Source organism: Streptomyces cyaneofuscatus (genome assembly GCF_042718795.1).
Classification (GTDB): Bacteria; Actinomycetota; Actinomycetes; order Streptomycetales; family Streptomycetaceae; genus Streptomyces; species Streptomyces cyaneofuscatus_A.
This window is the reverse complement of sequence record NZ_JBHXOX010000012.1, coordinates 107,404-129,653: the sequence shown is the minus strand read 5'-3', so window position 1 is coordinate 129,653 and position 22,250 is coordinate 107,404. Positions and strand designations below refer to the sequence as shown.

17 protein-coding genes and 1 riboswitch are annotated in these 22,250 nt (G+C 72.5%); of the genes, 6 read left to right on the top strand and 11 right to left on the bottom strand.

Translation table 11 applies throughout. From position 1 onward, the window contains the following. Nucleotides 1-123 precede the first annotated feature (123 nt). Nucleotides 124-1,371, top strand: a complete 1,248-nt coding sequence (locus tag ACFWRT_RS16110) for an MFS transporter (RefSeq protein ID WP_380949922.1) — start codon at nt 124-126, stop codon at nt 1,369-1,371. Continuing rightward, complete coding sequence (locus tag ACFWRT_RS16105) at nt 1,328-2,650, top strand: D-arabinono-1,4-lactone oxidase (protein ID WP_380949835.1); 1,323 nt, start codon at nt 1,328-1,330, stop codon at nt 2,648-2,650. Before ACFWRT_RS16110 ends, ACFWRT_RS16105 begins: the two co-directional genes overlap by 44 nt. Nucleotides 2,651-2,715: 65 nt before the next feature. Here the strand turns inward: ACFWRT_RS16105 and ACFWRT_RS16100 are convergent, their stop codons facing one another. Next, nucleotides 2,716-3,939: a hypothetical protein gene (locus tag ACFWRT_RS16100; protein WP_380949836.1), complete on the bottom strand. Its 1,224-nt coding sequence runs from the start codon at nt 3,937-3,939 to the stop codon at nt 2,716-2,718. 495 nt (nt 3,940-4,434) lie between these two features. Between ACFWRT_RS16100 and sepH the strand changes: the two genes are divergently transcribed. Further along, on the top strand, nt 4,435-5,502 hold the full coding sequence (gene sepH, locus ACFWRT_RS16095) for a septation protein SepH (protein ID WP_380949837.1): 1,068 nt from the start codon (nt 4,435-4,437) through the stop codon (nt 5,500-5,502). Nucleotides 5,503-5,574: 72 nt separating this feature from the next. Here sepH and ACFWRT_RS16090 read toward each other — a convergent pair whose 3' ends face one another. Then, a complete protein-coding gene (locus ACFWRT_RS16090) occupies nt 5,575-6,405 on the bottom strand; it encodes a sulfurtransferase (RefSeq protein ID WP_380949838.1) in 831 nt (276 codons plus the stop codon). A 242-nt stretch (nt 6,406-6,647) separates the two neighbouring features. Here ACFWRT_RS16090 and ACFWRT_RS16085 point away from each other — a divergent pair, with 242 nt between their 5' ends. Continuing rightward, nucleotides 6,648-7,424: a VOC family protein gene (locus ACFWRT_RS16085; protein ID WP_380949839.1), complete on the top strand. Its 777-nt coding sequence runs from the start codon at nt 6,648-6,650 to the stop codon at nt 7,422-7,424. A 5-nt stretch (nt 7,425-7,429) separates the two neighbouring features. Here ACFWRT_RS16085 and ACFWRT_RS16080 read toward each other — a convergent pair whose 3' ends face one another. The 4 genes from ACFWRT_RS16080 to ACFWRT_RS16065 all read right to left on the bottom strand — a co-directional run bounded on the left by ACFWRT_RS16080 (nt 7,430) and on the right by ACFWRT_RS16065 (nt 12,856). Then, nucleotides 7,430-8,083: a thymidine kinase gene (locus ACFWRT_RS16080; RefSeq protein ID WP_380949840.1), complete on the bottom strand. Its 654-nt coding sequence runs from the start codon at nt 8,081-8,083 to the stop codon at nt 7,430-7,432. Nucleotides 8,084-8,151: 68 nt separating this feature from the next. Then, nucleotides 8,152-9,339, bottom strand: a complete 1,188-nt coding sequence (locus ACFWRT_RS16075; RefSeq protein ID WP_380949841.1) for an alkaline phosphatase family protein — start codon at nt 9,337-9,339, stop codon at nt 8,152-8,154. Next, a complete protein-coding gene (locus tag ACFWRT_RS16070) occupies nt 9,339-9,935 on the bottom strand; it encodes a DUF5998 family protein (protein ID WP_380949842.1) in 597 nt (198 codons plus the stop codon). The genes ACFWRT_RS16075 and ACFWRT_RS16070 overlap by 1 nt, the downstream gene beginning before the upstream one ends. Nucleotides 9,936-9,976: 41 nt before the next feature. After that, the gene (locus tag ACFWRT_RS16065; RefSeq protein WP_380949843.1) at nt 9,977-12,856 is read right to left on the bottom strand and encodes a bifunctional acetate--CoA ligase family protein/GNAT family N-acetyltransferase; all 2,880 of its coding nucleotides are present in this window, start codon (nt 12,854-12,856) and stop codon (nt 9,977-9,979) included. 165 nt (nt 12,857-13,021) lie between these two features. Here ACFWRT_RS16065 and ACFWRT_RS16060 point away from each other — a divergent pair, with 165 nt between their 5' ends. Next, nucleotides 13,022-13,303 (top strand): HPr family phosphocarrier protein, encoded by a 282-nt coding sequence (locus tag ACFWRT_RS16060; RefSeq protein WP_007449776.1) that lies wholly within the window; start codon nt 13,022-13,024, stop codon nt 13,301-13,303. Between the two features lie 166 nt (nt 13,304-13,469). Here ACFWRT_RS16060 and ACFWRT_RS16055 read toward each other — a convergent pair whose 3' ends face one another. The 4 genes from ACFWRT_RS16055 to ACFWRT_RS16040 form a co-directional block, all read right to left on the bottom strand. Next, the gene (locus ACFWRT_RS16055) at nt 13,470-14,177 is read right to left on the bottom strand and encodes a GntR family transcriptional regulator (protein ID WP_030571410.1); all 708 of its coding nucleotides are present in this window, start codon (nt 14,175-14,177) and stop codon (nt 13,470-13,472) included. Nucleotides 14,178-14,401: 224 nt separating this feature from the next. Beyond that, entirely contained in the window at nt 14,402-15,217 is an 816-nt protein-coding gene (locus ACFWRT_RS16050; protein WP_380949844.1) for a M23 family metallopeptidase, read from the bottom strand. 13 nt (nt 15,218-15,230) lie between these two features. Then, nucleotides 15,231-15,399, bottom strand: a riboswitch (cyclic di-AMP (ydaO/yuaA leader). Nucleotides 15,400-15,622: 223 nt separating this feature from the next. Then, nucleotides 15,623-16,993 carry a M16 family metallopeptidase gene (locus ACFWRT_RS16045; RefSeq protein WP_380949845.1) on the bottom strand — a complete coding sequence of 457 codons (1,371 nt, stop codon included), beginning with the start codon at nt 16,991-16,993 and terminating at the stop codon, nt 15,623-15,625. A gap of 26 nt (nt 16,994-17,019) precedes the next feature. Further along, nucleotides 17,020-18,375 (bottom strand): M16 family metallopeptidase, encoded by a 1,356-nt coding sequence (locus ACFWRT_RS16040; RefSeq protein ID WP_380949846.1) that lies wholly within the window; start codon nt 18,373-18,375, stop codon nt 17,020-17,022. 259 nt (nt 18,376-18,634) lie between these two features. Here ACFWRT_RS16040 and ACFWRT_RS16035 point away from each other — a divergent pair, with 259 nt between their 5' ends. Then, the gene (locus tag ACFWRT_RS16035; protein WP_380949847.1) at nt 18,635-21,088 is read left to right on the top strand and encodes a DNA gyrase/topoisomerase IV subunit A; all 2,454 of its coding nucleotides are present in this window, start codon (nt 18,635-18,637) and stop codon (nt 21,086-21,088) included. Nucleotides 21,089-21,119: 31 nt separating this feature from the next. On the opposite strand, the gene ACFWRT_RS16030 is transcribed toward ACFWRT_RS16035, so the two are convergent. Further along, on the bottom strand, nt 21,120-22,229 hold the full coding sequence (locus tag ACFWRT_RS16030) for a CobW family GTP-binding protein (RefSeq protein WP_380949848.1): 1,110 nt from the start codon (nt 22,227-22,229) through the stop codon (nt 21,120-21,122). Between the last annotated feature and the right edge of the window lie 21 nt (nt 22,230-22,250).

Genomic DNA, 22,250 nt, shown 5'->3' with positions numbered 1-22,250 from the left:
CCGTGGCGGCCGCACGCCTGCTCCGCGCCCCCGGAGGCTCCGAAATCCGGTGTCGGACTCCCTCCGCCCGGCCGTAAGCTGTATCAGCCCCCTACACGCATGACAGGCACCACCGGAGTTCCCTTGCCCAGCCCCTACCGCGCCATCTTCGCCGCCCCCGGCTCCAAGGGGTTCTCCGCAGCAGGCTTCTTCGGCCGTATGCCGCTGTCCATGATGGGCATCGGCGTCGTGACCATGATCTCCCAGCTCACCGGACGCTACGGGCTGGCCGGGGCGCTCACCGCGACCCTCGCCATGGCGGCCGCGGTCTTCGGTCCGCAGGTCTCGCGCCTGGTCGACCGGTACGGGCAGCGGCGGGTGCTGCGCCCCTTCACGCTGGTCGCGGTGGCGGCGGTGGCGGGGCTGCTGATCTGTGCCCAGCAGGGGGCGCCGGACTGGACGCTGTTCGTCTTCGCGGCGGGCGCGGGCTGTGTGCCGAGCGTGGGGTCGATGGTTCGGGCCCGCTGGGCGGCGATCTACCGGGGTTCCAGCCGTGAGCTGCACACGGCGTACTCCTGGGAGTCGATCGTCGACGAGGTGTGCTTCATCTTCGGGCCGATCATCTCGATCGGTCTCTCCACCGCGTGGTTCCCGGAGGCCGGTCCGCTGATCGCCGCCGCGTTCCTCCTCGTCGGCGTCTTCTGGCTGACCGCGCAGCGCGCCACCGAGCCCATCCCGCACCCGAAGTCCCTCCACACCGGCGGCTCGGCGCTGCGCTCCCCCGGCCTCCAGGTCCTGGTGATCACCTTCGTGGCGACGGGCGCGATCTTCGGGGCCGTCGACGTGGTGACCGTGGCCTTCGCCGAGGAGAGCGGCCACAAGGCCGCGGCCTCCCTCGTGCTCGCCGTCTACGCGCTCGGTTCGTGCCTCGCGGGGGCCGTCTTCGGGCTGCTGCACCTGAAGGGGAAGCCCGCGACCAGGTGGCTGGTGGGAGTCTGCGCGATGGCCGTGAGTATGATCCCCCTCCAACTGGCCGGGAACCTCACGTTGCTGGCCGTGGCGCTCTTTGTCGCGGGCCTCGCCATCGCACCGACGATGGTCACCACCATGGGCCTCGTCGAAGCGCACGTACCGCGCACCAAGCTGACCGAGGGCATGACCTGGACCAGTACCGGGCTGGCGGTCGGAGTGGCGCTCGGCTCCTCGGCCGCCGGCTGGGTGGTCGACGCCGCCGGGGCGAAGGCGGGGTACGCGGTGCCCGTCGCGGCGGGAGCGCTCGCGGCGGCGGTGGCGTTCCTGGGGTACCGCCGGCTCGTGAAGCCGGCTCCTACCGGAGGGCGCGGGGAAGATGACCGACACCTACGCACGGACGACGACGAACGCGTGGCGTAACTGGGCGGGCAATGTCACCGCCCGGCCTGCGCGGGCCGAGTCCCCCGCGTCCGTGGACGAGCTCGTCGACGTACTGCGCCGGGCGCACGCGGACGGTCTCACGGTGAAGCCGGTCGGCACCGGCCACTCCTTCACGGCGACCGCCGCCACCGACGGCGTGCTGATACGCCCGGGTCTGCTCACCGGCATCCGGGACATCGACCGGACGACGATGACCGTCACGGTGGAGGCGGGCACTCCGCTCAAGCGCCTCAACACCGCGCTCGCCCGTGAGGGGCTCTCGCTCACCAACATGGGCGACATCATGGAGCAGACGATCGCCGGGGCGACCTCCACCGGGACGCACGGCACCGGCCGTGACTCGGCGTCGATATCCGCCCAGATCCGCGCCCTGGAGCTGGTCACCGCCGACGGCACCGTGCTGGTCTGCTCGGAGCAGGAGCACCCCGAGGTGTTCGCCGCCGCCCGGGTCGGCCTCGGCGCCCTCGGGGTGATCACCGCGGTCACCCTCGCCGTGGAGCCGGTCTTCCTGCTGACCGCCCGTGAGGAGCCGATGACCTTCGACCGGGTCACGGCCGACTTCGACGGGCTGGTCGCCGAGAACGAGCACTTCGAGTTCTACTGGTTCCCGCACACCGGCAACTGCAACACCAAGCGCAACAACCGCAGCGCCGGCCCGGCCGCCCCGCCCGGAAAGGTGAGTAGCTGGATCGACGACGAGCTGCTCTCCAACGGCATCTTCCAGGTGGCCTGTTCGGTCGGCAGGGCGATCCCGCCGGCCATCCCCTCGATCGCCAAGCTCTCCAGCCGCGCCCTCTCGGCCCGGACCTACACCGACATCCCGTACAAGGTGTTCACCAGCCCGCGCCGGGTGAAGTTCGTGGAGATGGAGTACGCCGTTCCGCGCGAGCAGGCCGTGGCGGCGCTGCGGGAGGTGAAGGCCATGGTCGAGCGCTCGCCGCTGAAGATCAGCTTCCCGGTCGAGGTGCGCACCGCACCCGCCGACGACATGGCCCTCTCGACGGCCTCGGGCCGCGACAGCGCGTACATCGCCGTCCACCTCTACAAGGGCACGCCCCACCGCTCGTACTTCACTGCGGTCGAGCGGATCATGACCGCGCACTCCGGCCGCCCGCACTGGGGCAAGATCCACACCCGGGACGCGGCCTATCTGGCGGAGGTCTACCCGCGCTTCGGCGAGTTCACGGCCGTACGCGACCGGCTCGACCCGGACCGGATGTTCGGCAACGACTACCTGCGGCGCGTCCTCGGCGACTGACCTCCCGCAACGCCTCGGCCCCCTTGATGCCTCAAGGGGGCCGAGGCGTTTCCCGCCGTACGTCGTCACTCGCCGCCGGTGCCGTCGGCGGGCGGCGCCTGCTCGCCCTGGCCGGCGGCGCCGCCGGTGCCCGGGGCGGTCGTCGGGTCGGGGGCGCCGGTGCCGCCGCCGTCGGGGGCGGACGGGGTCGGCGTCGGCGCGGGCGTGGTCCCGCCGTCGCCGGAGCCCGAGGGCGTCGGCGTGGGGGTGGACCCGGTGTCCGGCTGCTCGCCGCCCGTTCCCGTACCGGGGTCCGGGCTCTGGCTGTTGCCGTCGCCCGGGTCGGTGGCGGGGGCGGAACCGGTGCCGCTGCCGTCCTCGTCGCCGTCGCCGGGGGTCGGGCTCTGCTCGCCTCGCCCGTCCTGGCCGGTCTCCCCGGAGGGCGTGGGGTCGGCCGGGCCGGAATCGCGGTCTCCGCCGCCTCCCCCGCGTACGACGGAGCCGAGGGTGGTGCCCTTGCCGCCGCTGAGGTCGTTGCCCGAGAACACCTCGAAGGCGGTGATCCCGGCCATGGACACGGCGAAGACCGCGGCGGCCGCGAGCACCGGGCGCTTCCAGCCGCGCAGCCGGGTGCCGTGGGTGGTGCCTTCGGTGAACGCGTCATCAGGGGACGGCTCACCTGGGGCGGCCTGCGGCAGCACCTGCGTACGGTCCGGGTGGGATTCGGCACCCGTTCCCGGGCCGGATCCCGCGCCCGCGCCGGGCACCGCCCGGAGCATCCGGGTGCGCGCGTCGCCGAGGTCCAGCATCTGCGTCCGGTCGGTCTCCGCGACCGGCTTCAGCACCTGCGTCCGGTCGGTGTCGGCGACCGGCTTCAGCAACTGCGTGCTCTCCCCCTCCGCCAGCACCTCCGGGACCGCGCCCGGGTCGACCGTGGGCAGCACCGTGGTGGCGTCCTCCGTCGCAGCCGACGCGGGCTCCGGTCGCGGCCGCCGCTCGGCGGCTCTGTGCGCCGAGGGCGTCGTCTCCTTGGTGTGCACCGTCACCTGGCGGCCCTCCGGGTGGGTCACCTGGACCGTCACCTCGCGGATCTGCTCGCCGGTGCGGCGGAAGAAGTGCTGGAAGACGGAGCCGCCGCACGTGGCGACGACGCTCATCACGCCGGCCCCGGCGATGGTGCCGTACACGCCCAGCTGTGAGGCCGCCACGGCTGCCGCGACGGCCGCCACGGCACTCCCGGCGACCTGCGGCAGACTCAGATCTATGCGCCTTTCCTTGGGTTCTGTGTCACTTTCCGGCTTCTGAACCATTACCAGCCCCTGCTTGACATCTCTCCCACCATGCAACAGGAAGGGACAAATGAGCGAAGTGGATAGTTCCGTTTCCGGTGATTGTGTGAAGCACAACACGCATCAGGGGCATTTCACGGGGAACCGGGTATCCCAACTCCCGCACCTCCCGCGAAGTTCGGCGGCGCGCCGGTCCACCCAAGTGGCCCGAATGGAGTACCGTACGAGCCCTGGGGCGGACTCCGACACCGGAATCCGCAGCTACGGGAGGGGGCCGGCAGCGGCACTCGGACCGGGCAGCGCCAAGGCATGGCACGGGCACTTGCCGTACAGAGCGACCAAATCGGTCACTTTGGGACGCAAGAGACAACCGTGCCATGGCGGCGTTCCAGGGCGAGCGCCCGACACGCCGGGCAACTTGGCAAGGTTGTGGCAGGCTGCACCCGGGCAGGTCACACTCGACTAGCGGAAGCAGCGACGCACGTGACGTCGGCAGGCACCACCCGGGAGGTCCCCATGCCCGAACTGCGTGTCGTGGCCGTCTCCAACGACGGCACACGACTGGTGCTCAAGGCTGCCGACAGCACGGAATACACGCTTCCGATCGATGAGCGGCTACGCGCCGCCGTGCGCAACGACCGCGCCCGGCTCGGCCAGATCGAGATCGAGGTGGAGAGCCACCTCCGCCCCCGCGACATCCAGGCCCGCATACGGGCCGGTGCCTCCGCGGAGGAGGTCGCCCAGTTCGCCGGCATCCCGGTCGACCGGGTCCGCCGCTTCGAGGGCCCCGTGCTCGCGGAGCGCGCCTTCATGGCCGAGCGGGCCCGGAAGACTCCCGTGCGCCGCCCCGGCGAGAACACCGGCCCCCAGCTCGGCGAGGCGGTGCAGGAGCGGCTGCTGCTGCGCGGCGCCGACAAGGAGACCGTCCAGTGGGACTCCTGGCGCCGCGACGACGGCACCTGGGAGGTCCTCCTCGTCTACCGGGTCGCGGGCGAACCGCACTCGGCGAGCTGGTCCTACGACCCGCCGCGCCGGCTGGTCCAGGCCCTGGACGACGAGGCGCGCTCGCTGATCGGCGAGAGCGACAGCGCGGCGCCCGAGCCGAGCTTCCCGTTCGTGCCCCGGATCGCCCGGCTGCCGCGCGACCGGCCGCTGGACCGCGCTCTCGACCGGCAGATCGAGCGGCACGTCGAGCGGCCCGCTCCGGTTTCCGAGCCGGAGGAGTACGTGAGCAGCGCGTCGGCCGGTGAGCGTGACTCGCTGACCAGCCTGCTGGAGGCGGTGCCGAGCTTCCGCGGTGACATGGTCGTACCGGAGCGGCCCACGCAGCCCGAGCCGCCCGCGCTCGAACCGGCGGTGGAGGAGAGCGAGGCGGACGAGCCGCCCGCCGCCGCGGCCTCGGCCGGCGCCGGTTCGGCGTACGCGGATGTACTGATGCCCCGGGCGGTGGCGGGTCACCGCGACCGGCTGACCGGGACGACGGACCGTCAGGCCGAGGCGGACGGGGTCCGGCCGGGCCGCCGGGCCGCCGTGCCGAGCTGGGACGAGATCGTGTTCGGCACCCGCCGCAAGAAGCAGGACTGACCGGGAGTGCCGGTCGGCAGGAGAGGGGCCCGTACGCCATGGCGTACGGGCCCCTCTCCGTGCTGCCGCCCGTCAGGCCGGCTCGGGGCCGGTGGCGACCGGGCGGGCGGGGTCGGCGGACCACTCGGACCAGGAGCCGGGGTAGAGCGCGGCGGGGATGCCGGCGATCTCCAGGGCGAGCACCTCGTGGGCGCCGGAGACCCCCGATCCGCAGTAGACGCCGACGGGCCCGCCGCTCTTCCCCGCTCCGAGCGCGGTGAACCGCTCGGTGAGCCGTTCGGCGGGAAGGTAGCGGCCGTCCTCCGCGACGTTTGCCGTGGTGGGGGCGGAGACCGCGCCGGGGATGTGGCCGCCGACGCGGTCGATCGGCTCGACGTCGCCCCGGTAGCGCTCGGCCGCCCGTGCGTCCAGGAGCAGACCCGTACGGGCGAGGTCGGCGGCCGCGTCCGCGTCCAGGGTGGGCAGGGCGCCCGGCTTCGGCCGGAAATCGCCCTCGGCGGGGTGCGGGATCTCGGTGGAGAGGTCGCCGGTCCACGCGGCGAGCCCGCCGTCCAGGACCCGTACGTCCGGGTGCCCCGTCCAGCGCAGCAGCCACCAGGCACGCGCGGCGGCCCAGCCCTGCCCGCCGTCGTAGACCACGACCGGGGCGTCCTGGCCGACCCCGGCGCGGCGCATCACGGCGCCGAAGGCCTCCGGGTCCGGGAGGGGGTGGCGGCCGCCGCTGCCCGCCGGTCCGGCCAGTTCCGTGTCGAGGTCGACGAAGACGGCACCGGGCAGGTGGCCGGCCTCGTAGTCGGGGCGGCCGTGCGGACCACCCAACTGCCAGCGGACGTCCAGGAGCACCGGGGGCCGTGGTCCCGCCGACTCGCTCGCGTATGCGGATGCGGTGATGATGGGCTTCATGGGTGCCATCCTCGCGCAGAGGCCGTGGCACCCGTACCCGTACCCGCGTCGGAACGGAAATACCCGCTCGAAGCGGTCCCGCCCCGTCGAGAACCCGCAGAACGCGGCGCGGCCGGAGCCGTACCGGCGCCGGGTGGTGCGAGCATCTGCACGGGGTGTGCGGACCGCGTCCTGACCCGGGACGGCCGCCCGCGCCCCGTTCCCCCGTCCGGCCACACAACGGTCCGAGGAGAGACAAGACGATGACCGAGGCTGCTGCCCGGCGCACGCCCGGAACACCTTGCTGGGTGAGTCTGATCGTGCACGGCCTGAGCGCGACCCAGGAGTTCTACGGGGCTCTGTTCGGCTGGGAGTTCCGGCCGGGGCCCGACCAGTTGGGCCCTTACGTCCGCGCGCTGCTCGACGGGAAGGAGGTCGCGGGCATCGGCCAACTGCCACCCGACCGACACCTCCCGATCGCCTGGACCACCTACCTGGCGACGGACGACGCGGGCCGGACGGCCGAGGTGATCCGCTCCTGCGGCGGCACGGTCGCGGTCGGCCCGCTCGACGCGGGCGAGGCGGGACGGCTCGTCATCGCCTCCGACCCGGGCGGGGCGGTGTTCGGCGCCTGGCAGGGCTCGGAGCACATCGGGACCATGACGGCGGGCGTCCCCGGCACCCCCGTCTGGAACGAGCTGGTGACCCGGGAGACCTCTATGGTCGCGAAGTTCTACCAGACGGTCTTCGGTTACGAGACCGAGGCGGTGGTCTCCGCCGACTTCGACTACCAGACCCTGCACCTGGCCGGCCGCCCGGTGGCCGCTCTGCACGGCGTCGGCCAGTCGCTGCCGCGCGACCGGGGTCCGCACTGGATGACGTACTTCGAGGTCGCCGACGTGGACGCGTCGGCGGCGCGGGTGGTGGAGCTGGGCGGGCACATCCTGCAGCCGCCGCGCGAGGGCGCGAGCGGCAGGCTGGCGACGGTGGCCGACCCGGAGGGCGCGGCGTTCACGATCGTACGGTCGTCCGAGGACTGACCGGATCAGCCTTCGGCAGCGACCGGCAGCACGTCCGGCGAGAGCGTGCCGGCGCGGGCCGTCTCCGCGGTGAGCCTGCGGCGGTGGTGGCGTCGGCACAGCACCTCGTAACCGACCTCGCCCGCCTGCCGGTTGACGTCGCCGACGACGACCTGGGCGCCCTCGACGACCATTTCGCCGTCCACCGTACGGGCGTTGTGCGTGGCGCGGGCGCCGCACCAGCAGAGCGCCTCGACCTGGAGGGCCTCTATCCGGTCGGCCAGCTCGATCAGCCGCTGGGAACCGGGGAAGAGCTTGGTGCGGAAGTCCGTGGTGATGCCGAACGCGAAGACGTCCAGGCCCAGATCGTCGACGACCCGGGCCAACTGGTCGATCTGGAGCGGGGCGAGGAACTGCGCCTCGTCCACGATCACGTAGTCCACCCGGCCGCCGCGGCTGACCCGGTCGACGATGTGCGCGTACACGTCCATGCCCTCGTCCGCCTCGACGGCGTCCGTCACCAGGCCGAGCCGGGAGGAGAGCTTGCCCTCGCCCGCCCGGTCGTCGCGGGTGAAGATCACGCCCTGGAGGCCGCGCGCGGAGCGGTTGTGACCGATCTGCAGGGCCAGCGTGCTCTTTCCGCAGTCCATGGTTCCGGAGAAGAACACCAGCTCGGGCATGAGGGGTCGAGCACCTTTCAGAACAGCGGATCGGAACAGCGGATCGGAACAGTGGGGGGGAAACGCGGCTACGAGCGTACTTCGAGCAGCGGGACGAGCTGTTCGACGGGGGTCAGGGAGCCGTGCATGCCGACCATCACCGACTCGTGCGGCTCGTTGACCGACGCGGTGATGACCACGTCGTCGTGGGCGGCGGCGACCACATCGCCGATGCGGCCGTACACCCGCTCGTCGATCACGGGCCCGAACCAGCCCGCCGCGATCGCCTCGTCCCGGCTCGCCACCCAGAACTGCTCGCCGAGCACCTCGCGCCAGACGGCCAGGACGTCGCCCTGGGCGCCGGGCACCGCGTAGACGTGCCGGGCGCGGCCCTCGCCGCCGAGCAGGGCGACGCCGGCGCGCAGCTCCCAGTCCTCGTCGAAGTCGATCCGGGACTGCTCGTCGAACGGGATGTCGATCATGCCGTGGTCGGCGGTGATGTAGAGCGCGGAGCGCGGCGGGAGCTGCTCGGCGAGGCGCTGGGCGAGCCCGTCGACGTACATCAACTGGCCGCGCCAGGCGTCGGAGTCGACGCCGAAGCGGTGGCCCTTGCCGTCGACCTCGCTGTAGTACGTGTAGACGAGGGAGCGGTCACCGGCGGCGAGGCGCTGGGCGGCGACGTCCATCCGGTCCTCGCCGGAGAGCCGGCCGAGGAAGGAGCCGCCGCTGAGCGCGACCTTGGTGAGCGGGGTCTGCTCGAAGTCCGGGGAGGAGACCTGCGCGGTGTGCACGCCCGCCGCGTCGGCCAGCTTGAAGACCGTGGGGTAGGGCTGCCAGACCTTCGGCGCGGTGAACGGCTTCCAGCGGAGCTGGTTCATCAGCGCGCCCGTCTCCGGGTTGCGCACGGTGTAGCCGGGCAGGCCGTGCTCGCCGGGCGGGAGTCCCGTACCGACCGAGGCGAGCGAGGTCGCGGTGGTGGAGGGGAAGCCGGCGGTGATGGGGCGGCCGGTGTTGCCGAGCGAGGTGGGGAGCAGGGAGTGCAGGAAGGGCGCCTCGGCGGGGTGGGCCTTGATCTGCTCCCAGCCGAGGCCGTCGATCAGGAAGACGCAGTTCCGGTCGGCGGGCGTCAGCTCGCCGATGGTGGCGGTGAGGCCTTCCACGCCCTGCCCGGCCGCGAGCGTCGGCAGCAGGTCGGCCAGCGAGCCACCGCCGTACGCCGGGACGGGGGCGGTGTCGAGCGCGAGCGGGACCGGGTCCTGCCAGGCGGCCTGGGCCATCACCGGCCGGTCGCGGCGGTGGCGGCCGTGGCCTCGGAGAGGGACTGGGCGAAGGCGAGGGTCTGGCGGACGGCGTCGGGGCCGTCACCGGCCTCGCTGACGCGCAGGCTCAGGTCGTCGGCGGTGGAGCTGCCGGTGTAGCCGTGGTCGGCCTCGCAGTTGCTGTCGCCGCAGGCGGCGGGCTCCAGGTCGATCCGGGAGACCGCGCCCCAGCCGATGGTGAGGACGACCTCGCGGGGCAGCGTGCCCGCGACGTACTTCTCCGGGTTGGCCACCACCCGGCTGACCACGACGGAGGAGATCCGGTCGAGCTTGACCGACTCCGTGGAGGTGGTGGCGTACGGCGTCGGGGAGCTGGTGTCGGCGGCCTGCTCGTCGGTGTGGCTGACGATGAACCGGTTCTCGGTCAGCACGAGGACCGTGGCATGGCGGCGGACCTCGTTGGAGTCGAACGTGGTCTCCTGGTGGACCAGGTACGAGGCGACCGGCTCTCCGCCGACGGCGGCCTCGACCGCCTCGGCCACGAGGGCCGGGTAGTAGCCGCTGCGCTCGATCGCCGCGCGCAGCCCCTGGGTCGTCGTACCGGTCTTTGCCATGTGCACCATCCTACGGTGGGCCGGTGGCTGCCTGGGACCTGTCAGTAGTTCGGGAGGCGGCGGGGGCCGAGGTCGCCGCGCGGGGGCGGTGGGGCCAGGCGGACGCTCGCGCCGAGCACGGTGAGGCCCTGGGGGGCCACGACCACCGGTTCCAGCGCCACGGAGACCACTTCGGGATGGTCGTCGACCAGCCGGGACAGCCGGAGCAGCAGCTCCTCCAGGGCCGGGGTGTCCACGGGGGCCGAGCCGCGCCAGCCGAAGAGGACCGGGGCCGCCTTGATCGACCGGATCAGCTCGGCGGCGTCGCGGTCGGTGGCCGGAACCAGCCGGTGCGCGGTGTCACCGAGGAGCTCGGAGGGGGCGCCCGCGAGGCCGAAGGAGAGGATCGCCCCGGCGGCGGCGTCGATGGAGGCCCGTACGACGGTGTCCACGCCGCGCGGGGCCATGGACTGGACGACCGGGAGGAGTTCGGCGGGCTTGCCGAGGAGCTCGGTGAACTCTCCGTACGCGCGGCGCAGCGCGTCCTCGTCGGCGAGGTCGAGCCGGACGCCGCCGAGGTCGGCGCGGTGGCGCAGGTGGGGTGCGGTGGTCTTCAGCGCCACCGGGTAGCCGAGGCGGGCGGCCGCCGCCACCGCCGCGTCGGGGTCCGGGGCGGGGAGCGTGGGGCGTACGGGGATGCCGTAGCGGCCGAGCAGCTCGCGGGCCTCGTCGTGGGTGAGGGGGCGGCCGCGCGGGTCGGGGGTGGCGCCGAGGAGGGTGTCGATCAGGGCGGCGGCGCCGGGCCCGTCGGTGGTCTCGTCCAGGAACTCGGGCACCTTGCCGGGAGTGGCCGCCTGGCGCCGCCACTGGGCGTACTTCACGGCCTCGGCCAGCGCCCGTACGGCCCGTTCGGCGGCGGGGTAGGCGGGGATGCGGCCGGGGCGGGCGGGAGGTTCGGTGCCCTCTTCGGTTTCTTCCGTCGCGGTCTCCGTCGTGGCGGGCGGGGTGGACGCGGCAGGCGGGCCGGACGGCTGGGCGGCGAGCGTCGTGGGCCGGGTGCGGGGTGCGGCCGTGCTGCTCGCGGCGGCCAGCGCCTCCGCCAGGCCGCCGATCTCCACGTGGACGACGGCGACGGGCTTGGCCGGTCCGCCGGCCGCGGCTCCGCGCAGGGCGGCGGCCAGCACCTCGCCGTCACCGGTCTCGGCCTCGCCGTTCTCCCCCACCCACGGGATGGCGGTGACGATCACGGCGTCGCAGGTCCCGTCGGCGAGCGCCTCGGCCAGCGCGTCCCGGAAGTCCTGCGGGGATGCGGCGGTGGTGAGGTCGCGCGGCGGGCGCGGGCGGAGCCCCTCGGCGAGGCAGGCGTCGTACGTGAGGAGGCCGAGCGACTCGGAGTTGCCGAGGATCGCGACCCGGGGCCCGGCCGGGAGCGGCTGGCCGGCCAGGAGCAGTCCGGCGTCGACCATCTCGGTCACCGTGTCGACCCGGATCACGCCCGCCTGCCGCATCAGGGCGGAGACGGTGGCGTCGGGGATGCGGCTGACCGGGACGGCGTGGCCCGGCGGGTTGGTGCCGCTGTGCCGGGCGCCCTTCACCACGACGACGGGCTTCACGGCGGCGGTGCGGCGGGCGAGGCGGGTGAACTTGCGGGGGTTGCCGAGCGATTCGAGGTAGAGGAGGGCGACGTCGGTGTCCTGGTCCTCGAACGAGTACTGGAGGAAGTCGTTGCCGGAGACGTCGGCCCGGTTGCCCGCCGAGATGAACGAGGAGAGGCCCGCGCCGCGCCGGTGGAGGCCGGAGAGGAGGGCGATGCCGATGGCGCCGGACTGGGTGAACAGGCCGATCCGGCCACGGGCCGGCGACTCGGGGGCCAGGGAGGCGTTCAGCCGGACGGACTCGGCGGTGTTGATGATGCCGAAGGCGTTGGGGCCGATGATGCGCATGCCGTACGAGCGGGCCTGGCGGACCAGTTCGCGCTGGAGCTCGCGGCCGGCGGAGCCCCGCTCGGCGTAACCGGCGGAGAGGACGACGAGGCCCTGGACGCCGTGCTCGCCGCAGTCCGCGACGGCCTCGGGGACGCGGTGGGCGGGGACCGCGATGACGGCCAGGTCGACCTGCTCGTCGATCTCGCCGAGCGAGCGGTGGGCGGGGACCCCGTCGAGGGTGGCCAGACCCTCGTCGAAGGCCCGGTTCACCGCGTACGTACGGCCGGTGAAGCCGGCGGCGAGGAGGTTGCGCAGGACCGTGCGGCCCACTCCCCCGGGCGTGCGGCCGGTGCCGATCACCGCGACGGAGCCGGGGGCGAGGAGGCGCTGGACCGAACGGGCCTCGGCGCGCTGTTCGCGGCCGCGCTGGACGGCGAGGGACTTCTCGGTGGGTTCGAGGTCGAGGGTGAGGTGGACGGAGCCGTCCTCGAAGCTGCGCTGCTGGGTGTAGCCGGCGTCCCGGAACACCTTGATCATCTTGTTGTTGGCGGGGAGCACCTCGGCGGCGAAGCGCCGGATACCGCGCTCGCGGGCGACGGCGGCGATGTGTTCGAGCAGCGCCGATGCGACGCCGCGGCCCTGGTGGGCGTCCTGGACCAGGAAGGCGACCTCGGCCTCGTCGGCGGGTGCGGAGGCGGGCCGGCCCTGGTCGTTGATGCGGTCGTAGCGGACGGTTCCGATGAACTCGCCGCCGATCGTGACGGCCAGCCCCACCCGGTCGACGTAGTCGTGATGGGTGAAGCGGTGCACGTCCCGGTCGGAAAGGCGGGGGTACGGTGCGAAGAACCGGTAGTACTTCGACTCGTCGGAGACCTGCTCGTAGAAGCTGACCAGCCGTTCGGCGTCGTCCGTGGTGATCGGCCTGATGCGTGCGGTGCCACCGTCGCGGAGCACCACGTCCGCTTCCCAGTGGTCGGGGTACGCGTGATGCGGACTCTGCTCCGGCGAGGGCTCCATGGGCAAAGCCTACGGCCGGTCTCCCGGTCGCGGAGGGATCGGTACCGGGGCAGTCTGAGGACCGCCCCGGCCGGGGCGTCGCAAAGGGGAGGGAGGCCGGGCACAGCATCGCGCACCGCATGAGAGACTGGTCTAGACAACCGTTGATATGTGAAGGGCAGAACCATGGCTGAGCGCCGCGTAAACGTCGGTTGGGCCGAGGGCCTGCACGCCCGCCCCGCTTCCATCTTCGTCCGTGCCGCCACGGCTTCCGGCGTCCCCGTGACGATCGCCAAGGCCGACGGCAACCCGGTCAACGCCGCCTCCATGCTCGCGGTGCTGGGTCTGGGTGCGCAGGGTGGCGAGGAGATCGTGCTCGCGTCCGACGCGGACGACGCCGAGGCCGCCCTGGACCGTCTGGCGAAGCTGGTCGCCGAGGGGCTCGAAGAGCTTCCCGAGACCGTCTGACGATCCCGAGACCGTACAACGGCGACGGACTGTGAGCCGTGGTTCCCCGAGGGGGACCACGGCTCTTTCGTTATTCCTGACGCCGCCCCGTCGACCGCTCAGGCTTTATTCGGGCAGCACGGATAAAGCCCTCGGCAATTACTTCTCTTTGTATACGGCGTTCTTGTTAATGGCGGGCACCCGCGATGTTTACGCCGTGTTGCGAAGAACTCACCCGGGGCGGCGGCGCCGTGCGCCGGCCGGGGCGGTCCGGGCGGCGCAGCCGGTGCGCCCCGGCGGCCCGTTCCGCGTGCTGGGCGGTCAGCGCCCTGGCCCGTTCCGCGTCGCCGCGCGCCACCGCGTCCACGATGGCCCCGTGCTCGGCCCACGAGTCGACCGGGCGGGCCGGCTGCTCGACGGCGTACATCCAGGCGATCTTGTGGCGGAGCTGGGTGAGCAGGGCGATGAGGCCGGGGCTGCCGGAGGCCTGGGCGAGGGTCTCGTGGAACCAGCCGCCCAGCGACCGCAGATCCTCCCCCTCGCCCCGGCGGGCCCGCTCCTGGCCCAGCCTGACCAGCCCGCGGAGCACCTTGAGGTGGGCCTCCGTACGGCGCTGGGCGGCCCGGGCCGCGCCGAGCGGCTCCAGGAGCATCCGCACCTCCAGCAGGTCGGCCGCCTCCTGCTCGGTGGGCTCGGCGACACAGGCCCCGGCGTGCCTGCGGGTGACGACGAACCCCTCGGACTCCAGGGTGCGCAGCGCCTCGCGCACCGGGACGCGGGAGACCCCGTACCGCCGCGCCAGCAGCTCCTCGGTGAGGCGGCTGCCGCGCTCGTAGACACCGGAGACGATGTCGTCACGGATTGCCGTGCATACCGAATGCGCGGGAATGCGCATGTCCGAACCTCCGCCTTAATCCCCGCGAAACGCGGCCGGCCGACGCCTGTTCCGTGACTCTATTGCAATCTGCCGCAATTTCCGATGGCAGGGTGGAATTGATGGATATCTTCTGGCCAAAGGTTGGGGCCGGGGCCTTCGACACGAAGGGCTTCCCGGCGCACGCCGAAGGCCCCGGCGGGGAACCGGGGCCTTCGGGAGTCAGGGAGTCGCGCGAGGTGGGGTCAGACGTTGACGCCGTGCGAGCGCAGGTAGCCGACCGGGTCCATGTCCGAGCCGTACTCCGGGGTGGTCCGGGCCTCGAAGTGGAGGTGCGGGCCGGTGGAGTTGCCGGTGGAGCCGGAGAGGCCGATCTGCTGGCCGGAGGTGACGCTCTGGCCGACGGAGACGCCGATCGAGGAGAGGTGGCCGTACTGAGTGTACGTGCCGTCCGTCATCCGGAGCACGATGTTGTTGCCGTACGCGCCGCCCCAGCCGGCCTCGACGACCGTACCGGCGCCGACCGCCACCACGGAGCTGCCGGAGGCGGCGCGGAAGTCCACGCCGGAGTGGCTGCCGGAGGACCAGAGCGCGCCGCCCGACTTGTAGCCGGTGGTGACGGACGAGCCGGCGACCGGGAGGTGGAAGGCGTTGAGGCGGGCGCGCTCGGCGGCGCGGGCGGCCCGGGCCTTCTCCTCGCGGATCTCCTTGGCGCGGGCCTCGGCCTTGCGCTGGGCCTCCGCCTTCGCCTTGGCCTTCGCGGCCTTGGCCTTGGCTTCTGCGGCCGCCTTGGCCTTCGCCTTGGCGACGGCCTCGGCCTGCTGGTGCTGCACCCGGGCCTGGGCGTCGATCTGCTCGGCGAGCGTGGCGTCGAGGGCGACGGCCTGGGTGAGTCCGGTCTCGGCGGCCTTGGGGGCCTCGGAGTCCGCTGCGGCGGCCGGGGAGGCCAGCGAGCCGAGGACTCCGGTGGTGGCCAGGGCCGCGATGCCGGCGACCTGGGCGCTACGGCGCGTCAGGCGGCTCGGGGCACGGTGCTTCCCGGTGGCACGGGTGAACGCCATGGAGGGGCTGATCCTTTCCTTCCTTCTCGCCTACCGGGTTAGCTGACGGGTTCGGAGCAGGAAGGTCTCCTACGGAGCTCCGCGCCGGGTCACGGCACGGGGTTCCGATTCACCCCAGGGACTACGTGTGGGTCCCCGGCTCCCCAGGCTCGCGCCTGACGGGGACTCGGCGATGACTGCCCGGCGCCGCGGGTGCGGCATACGGGTGACGGACAGCCGGGCCGACGCTAGGCGGGGCGGCTTCCCGTCACCAAACGGACAGGGGGATTTGTCGCACATCCCACAGGGCATATGCGCATGCTCTCTAGCGAAGGGCGTGAGTAGCCCTTAACGGACAAATGGGAGGATCCCGGCGAATCACTCTCCGCCGGGGTCCTCTCCGCCCTGGTGTGTGCCGACGGTGCGTCAGCCGCTGGCGACAGTCACCTCTCCGATCCCGAGCGCCTTCACCGGCTCCGCGATCTGGGCCGCGTCGCCGACGAGGACCGTGACCAGCCGGTCCACCGGGAAGGCGCTGACCACGGCCGCGGTCGCCTCCACGGTGCCCGTCTCGGCGAGGCGGGCGTACAGCTGGGCCTGGTAGTCGTCGGGCAGGTGCTGCTCGACCTGGTCGGCCAGGGTGCTCGCGACCGAGGCGGCCGTCTCGAACTTCAGCGGGGCGACGCCCACCAGGTTCTGTACGGCCGTCTCGCGCTCGGCGTCGGTCAGCCCCTCGGCGGCCAGTGTCCGCAGGACCGTCCAGAGGTCCTCCAGCGCCGGTCCGGTGGACTCGGTGTCCACCGAACCGCTGATGGCGAGCATCGCCGCGCCGCCCGAGTCAGGGCCGGTGGAGCGCAGGACCTGGGCGAAGGCGCGGACACCGTAGGTGTAGCCCTTCTCCTCGCGCAGCACCCGGTCCAGCCGGGAGGTGAGCGTGCCGCCCAGGCAGTACGTGCCGAGCACCTGGGCGGGCCAGACACGCTCGTGCCGGTCGGCGCCGATGCGGCCGATCAGCAGCTGGGTCTGGACGGCGCCGGGCCGGTCCACGATGACCACGCGGCCGGTGTCGTCGGCGGTGATCGGCGCGACCGGGCGAGCCTGGCCCGCGTCGCCCGACCAGTCGCCGAGGGTGTCGGCGAGCAGGGCGTCCAGGTCGATGCCGGTGAGGTCGCCGACGATCACGGCCGTCGCGGTGGCCGGGCGGATGTGGGCGTCGAAGAAGGCGCGCACGGCGGCGGCGTCGATCCGCCGCACCGTCTCCTCGGTGCCGAGCCGCGGGCGGGACATCCGGGCGGTGGCCGGGAAGAGCTCCTTGGAGAGCTGCTTGGCGGCGCGCCGGGACGGGTTGGCCTGCTCGTGCGGGATCTCGTCCAGCCGGTTGCCGACGAGCCGCTCGATCTCGCTCTCGGCGAAGGCCGGGGCGCGCAGGGCCTCGGCGACCAGGCCGAGCGCCTTGGCCAGCCGGGAGGCCGGGACCTCCAGGGAGACCCGGACGCCGGGGTGGTCGGCGTGCGCGTCCAGGGTGGCGCCGCACCGCTCCAGCTCGGCGGCGAACTCCTCGGCGCTGTGCTTGTCGGTGCCCTCGGAGAGCGCGCGCGACATGATCGTGGCCACGCCGTCCAGGCCCTCGGGCTCGGCGTCCAGCGGCGCGTCCAGGAAGATCTCCACGGCCACGACCTGCTGGCCGGGGCGGTGGCAGCGCAGCACGGTCAGCCCGTTGGGCAGGGCGCCGCGCTCGGGGGCGGGGAAGGCCCACGGCCGGGCGGTGCCCGGGGTCGGCTGCGGGTGGTACTCCATGGCTACTCCAGTCACGGCGGCGTCGCTCACTTGTCCGCCCCCTCGGGCGCGTCGGTGGCCTCGTCGGCATCCTCGGCCGGCTCGATGGGCTCGTAGACCAGCACCGCCCGGTTGTCGGGGCGCAGGGCCGCCGCTGCCGCCTCGCGCACCTCCTCCGCGGTGATGTCCAGGACGCGTCCCACGGCGGTCAGGGCGAGCTGCGGGTCGCCGAACAGGACCGCGTACCGGCACAGTTCGTCCGCGCGGCCCGCGACCGTCCCCAGCCGGTCCAGCCACTCGCGCTCCAACTGGGCCTGCGCGCGCTCCATTTCCTCCGGGGTGGGGCCCGCCTCGGCGAACCGGGCCAGCTCCTCGTCGACGGCGGCCTCGATCGTCTCCACCTCGACACCGCCGGAGGTCTTCACGTCCAGCCAGCCCAGCGAGGGCGCCCCGGCGAGCCGCAGCAGCCCGAAGCCCGCCGCCACCGCCGTACGGTCGCGGCGGACCAGGCGGTTGTGCAGCCGGGAGGACTCGCCGCCGCCGAGCACGGTCAGCGCCAGGTCGGCCGCGTCACAGGCGCGGGTGCCGTCGTGCGGGAGGCGGTAGGCGGCCATCAGCGCCCGCGCCGGGACCTCCTCGTGGACCACTTCGCGTAGCTGCTCGCCGATGATCTCGGGCAGGGTGCCGTCGCGCGGCGGCTGCTTGCCGTCGTGGGACGGGATGGAGCCGAAGTACTTCTCGACCCAGGCGAGGGTCTGCTCGGGGTCGATGTCCCCGACGATGGAGAGCACCGCGTTGTTGGGCGCGTAGTACGTACGGAAGAACGCGCGGGCGTCCTCCAGGGTTGCCGCGTCCAGGTCGGCCATGGAGCCGATCGGGGTGTGGTGGTAGGGGTGGCCCTCGGGGTAGGAGAGGGCGGTGAGCTTCTCGAACGCGGTGCCGTAGGGCACGTTGTCGTAGCGCTGACGGCGCTCGTTCTTGACGACGTCGCGCTGGTTCTCCATGGACTCCTCGTCGAGCGCGGCGAGGAGGGAGCCCATACGGTCGGCTTCCAGCCAGAGGGCCAGCTCCACCTGATGGGTGGGCATGGTCTCGAAGTAGTTGGTCCGCTCGAAGCTGGTCGTCCCGTTGAGCGAGCCGCCGGCCCCCTGGACGAGCTCGAAGTGACCGTTCCCCTTGACCTGTCCCGAGCCCTGGAACATCAGGTGCTCGAAGAGGTGAGCCAGACCGGTGCGTCCCTTGACCTCGTGGCGCGAACCGACGTCGTACCAGAGGCAGACCGCGGCGACCGGGGTCAGATGGTCCTCGGAGAGCACCACACGCAGGCCGTTGGCCAGGCGGTGCTCGGTCGCTGTCAGGCCGCCGGAGCCGGCCTGAGCGGTGGCCGTGTGACCCATGGGCATGTACGTCCCTTCGATCGCGATACTGGACTTCCTGACCGGTACTTCCTGCCAGACCTGCCACTCTAAGCAAGCGCACCGGCACCTGGCGAAGTTCCCGTTCCGCGGAAGTTTCCGTCGATGGTGTCCCCGGCCGCCCGCCCGGGACGCCTTCGGACGGGTCGAGGTCCGCGTTGTCAGTGCGGAGGTCCACAATGGTCCGCATCAGTACCCCAGGTTGTCCGATCAGAATCCGTGAATCCGAGAAGGAGTCGCAGCCGCGATGGCCCGCCGTAGCACGAAGACCCCGCCGCCGGACGACTTCGAGGAGAAGATCCTCGACATCGACGTCGTCGACGAAATGCAGGGCTCCTTCCTCGAGTACGCGTACTCGGTGATCTACTCCAGGGCCCTGCCCGACGCCCGCGACGGCATGAAGCCGGTGCACCGGCGCATCGTGTCCCAGATGAACGAGATGGGACTGCGCCCGGACCGCGGCTATGTGAAGTGCGCGCGCGTCGTCGGCGAGGTCATGGGCAAGCTGCACCCCCACGGTGACGCGTCGATCTACGACGCCCTGGTGCGGATGGCACAGCCCTTCTCCATGCGGCTGCCCCTGGTCGACGGCCACGGCAACTTCGGTTCCCTCGGCAACGACGACCCGCCGGCCGCGATGCGGTACACCGAGTGCCGGATGGCCGACGCCACCTCCCTGATGACCGAGGCGATCGACGAGGACACCGTCGATTTCCAGTCGAACTACGACGGCCAGGAGCGCGAGCCGGTCGTCCTCCCGGCGGCCTACCCCAACCTCCTGGTCAACGGGGTCTCGGGCATCGCGGTCGGCATGGCGACCAACATGCCCCCGCACAACCTGGGCGAGGTCATCGCCGCCGCCCGCCATCTGATCAGGCACCCGGGCGCCGACGTCGAGACGCTGATGCGTTTCGTTCCCGGCCCCGACCTGCCCACCGGCGGCCGCATCGTCGGTCTCGGCGGCATCAAGGACGCGTACACGAACGGCCGTGGCACGTTCAAGATCCGTGCCACCGTCGCCGTGGAGGACGTGACGGCACGCCGTAAGGGCCTCGTCGTCACCGAACTGCCCTTCACCGTCGGCCCGGAGAAGGTGATCGCCAAGATCAAGGACCTGGTCTCGGCGAAGAAGCTCCAGGGCATCGCCGACGTCAAGGACCTCACCGACCGGGCGCACGGCCTGCGTCTGGTCATCGAGGTGAAGAACGGCTTCGTACCGGAAGCGGTGCTGGAGCAGCTCTACAAGCTGACGCCGATGGAGGAGTCCTTCGGCATCAACAACGTGGCCCTGGTCGACGGGCAGCCACTCACGCTCGGCCTCAAGGAGCTGCTGGAGGTCTATCTCGACCACCGCTTCGAGGTCGTGCGCCGGCGCAGCGAGTTCCGCCGCACCAAGCGCCGCGACCGGCTGCACCTGGTCGAGGGTCTGATCGTCGCCCTTCTCGACATCGACGAGGTCATCCGGATCATCCGGGACAGCGACAACTCCGCGCAGGCGAAGGAGCGCCTGATGGCGCACTTCTCGCTGAGCGAGATCCAGACGCAGTACATCCTGGACACCCCGCTGCGCCGGCTCACCCGCTTCGACCGGATCGAGCTGGAGAGCGAGCGCGACAAGCTCAACGGCGAGATCGAGGCGCTGACCGCGATCCTGGAGTCGGACGCGGAGCTGCGCAAGCTGGTCTCCTCGGAGCTGGCCGCCGTGGCGAAGAAGTTCGGCACGGACCGGCGCACGGTGCTGCTGGAGTCGGCCGCTTCGCAGATCGCGTCCGTGCCGCTGGAGGTCGCCGACGACCCGTGCCGGGTGCTGCTCTCCTCGACGGGGCTGCTGGCCCGTACGGCGAACGCGGAGCCGGTCGAGATCTCCGAGGACGCCCGGCGCACGAAGCACGACGTGATCGTCTCGGCGGTCGCGGCGACGGCACGCGGTGATGTGGGGGCGGTGACCTCCACCGGGCGGCTGCTGCGGCTCTCGGTGATCGACCTGCCCCAGCTTCCCGACACCCACGCGGAGCCCAACCTCTCTGGTGGGGCGATGATCTCGGAGTTCCTCAACCTGGAGGCGGACGAGGAGCTGGTCTGCCTCACGACGCTCGACGAGGCGTCGCCGGGGCTGGCGATCGGCACGCTCCAGGGCGTGGTGAAGCGCGTCGTGCCGGACTATCCGGCCAACAAGGACGAGCTGGAGGTCATCACCCTCAAGGACGGTGACCGCATCGTGGGCGCGGCCGAGCTGCGTACGGGCGAGGAGGACCTGGTCTTCATCACCTCCGACGCCCAGCTCCTGCGCTACCCGGCGGCCTCGGTGCGCCCGCAGGGGCGGGCCGCCGGAGGCATGGCGGGCGTCAAGCTGGGGGCGGGGGCCGAGGTGCTGTCGTTCACGGCGGTGGACCCGGCGGCGGACGCGATCGTGTTCACGGTGGCCGGTTCGCACGGGACGCTGGACGACTCGGTGCTGACGTCGAAGCTGACCCCGTTCGACCAGTATCCGCGCAAGGGCCGGGCGACCGGCGGGGTGCGCTGCCAGCGGTTCCTGAAGGGCGAGGACGTCCTGGTCTTCGCCTGGGCGGGCGCCACCCCGGCCCGGGCCGCGCAGAAGAACGGTACCCCGGCGAAGCTGCCGGAGCCGGACCCGAGGCGGGACGGCTCGGGCACACCGCTGCTGGAGAAGGTGGCCGTGATCGCGGGGCCGCCGCTGTAGGCCTGGTCGGCGGGCAGCGGCTGCGGAGGTGTCACGTCTCCGCGGCCGCTTCCTCCCGTACGTCCTCGGGCTCCGGCTCCTGTTGTACGTACCGGAGCACGCCCCACATGGCGCGTTCGGTCTCGGTGTCCGGGGTTTCGGGACCCGGTTCCGCGCGGCAGGCGGTGAGCCCGGCCCGCAGCGCCTCGGCGTCGATCCCGGCGCCGATCATGACGAGCTGGGTGAGCCGCTGCTCCCCCCGCGCCCACGGCTGCGGTACGAAGCGCAGGAACCGGCCGACCGCGTGCAGCGCGTACCGGTTGTCCCGGTCCCCCGCGCCGAAGTCCGCGAACCCCTTGATCCGGTAGAGGCCTTCGGGCCGGGAGTCGAGGAACGCGATGAACCGGCGCGGGTCCAGAGGGACGTCCGAGGTGAAGTCGACGCTCTCGTAGGCCGCGTGCAGATGGCCGGCATGGTCGTCGTGGTCGCCGCCCGCCTCCTCCCGCAGCAGATCCTCGAAGGTGAGCTGACGGATCCTCTCCTCGCCGTCCGGCCGCAGCGCCGGATCGAAGAGCAGCTCCGGGTCGATCCGGCCGTGCACGGCGGAGATCACGGCGGCGGGCCTGCTCAGCTCCGCGACCGCCGCTCGCAGCCGCTCCTGTTCGGCCTCCCCCACCCGGTCGGTCTTGTTCAGGACGACGAGGTCCGCGACGGCGAGATGGCGGTCGATCTCCGGATGGCGCTCCCGGACCCCGTCGAACTCGGCGGCGTCGACGACCTCGACCAGACCCCCGTACAGGATGTGCGGGTTCTCGCTGGCCAGCAGCATCCGTACGAGCTCCTGGGGTTCGGCGAGGCCGCTCGCCTCGATGACGATCAGGTCCAGCCGGGCGGACGGGCGGGTGAGCGTCTCCAGGAAGGTGTCGAGTTCGCTCGCGTCGACCGCGCAGCACAGGCAGCCGTTGCCCAGGGAGACCGTCGAGCCGACCTGCCCCGCGACCGTCATGGCGTCGATCTCGATGGACCCGAAATCGTTGACGATCACGCCGATCCGGGTGCCCGCGCGGTTGCGGAGGAGGTGGTTCAGGAGCGTGGTCTTGCCGGAGCCGAGAAAGCCCGCGAGGACGACGACCGGGATCTGCTGGGTGCGGGGCGGGGTCAACGGGGGCCTTCCTCGGAGGGG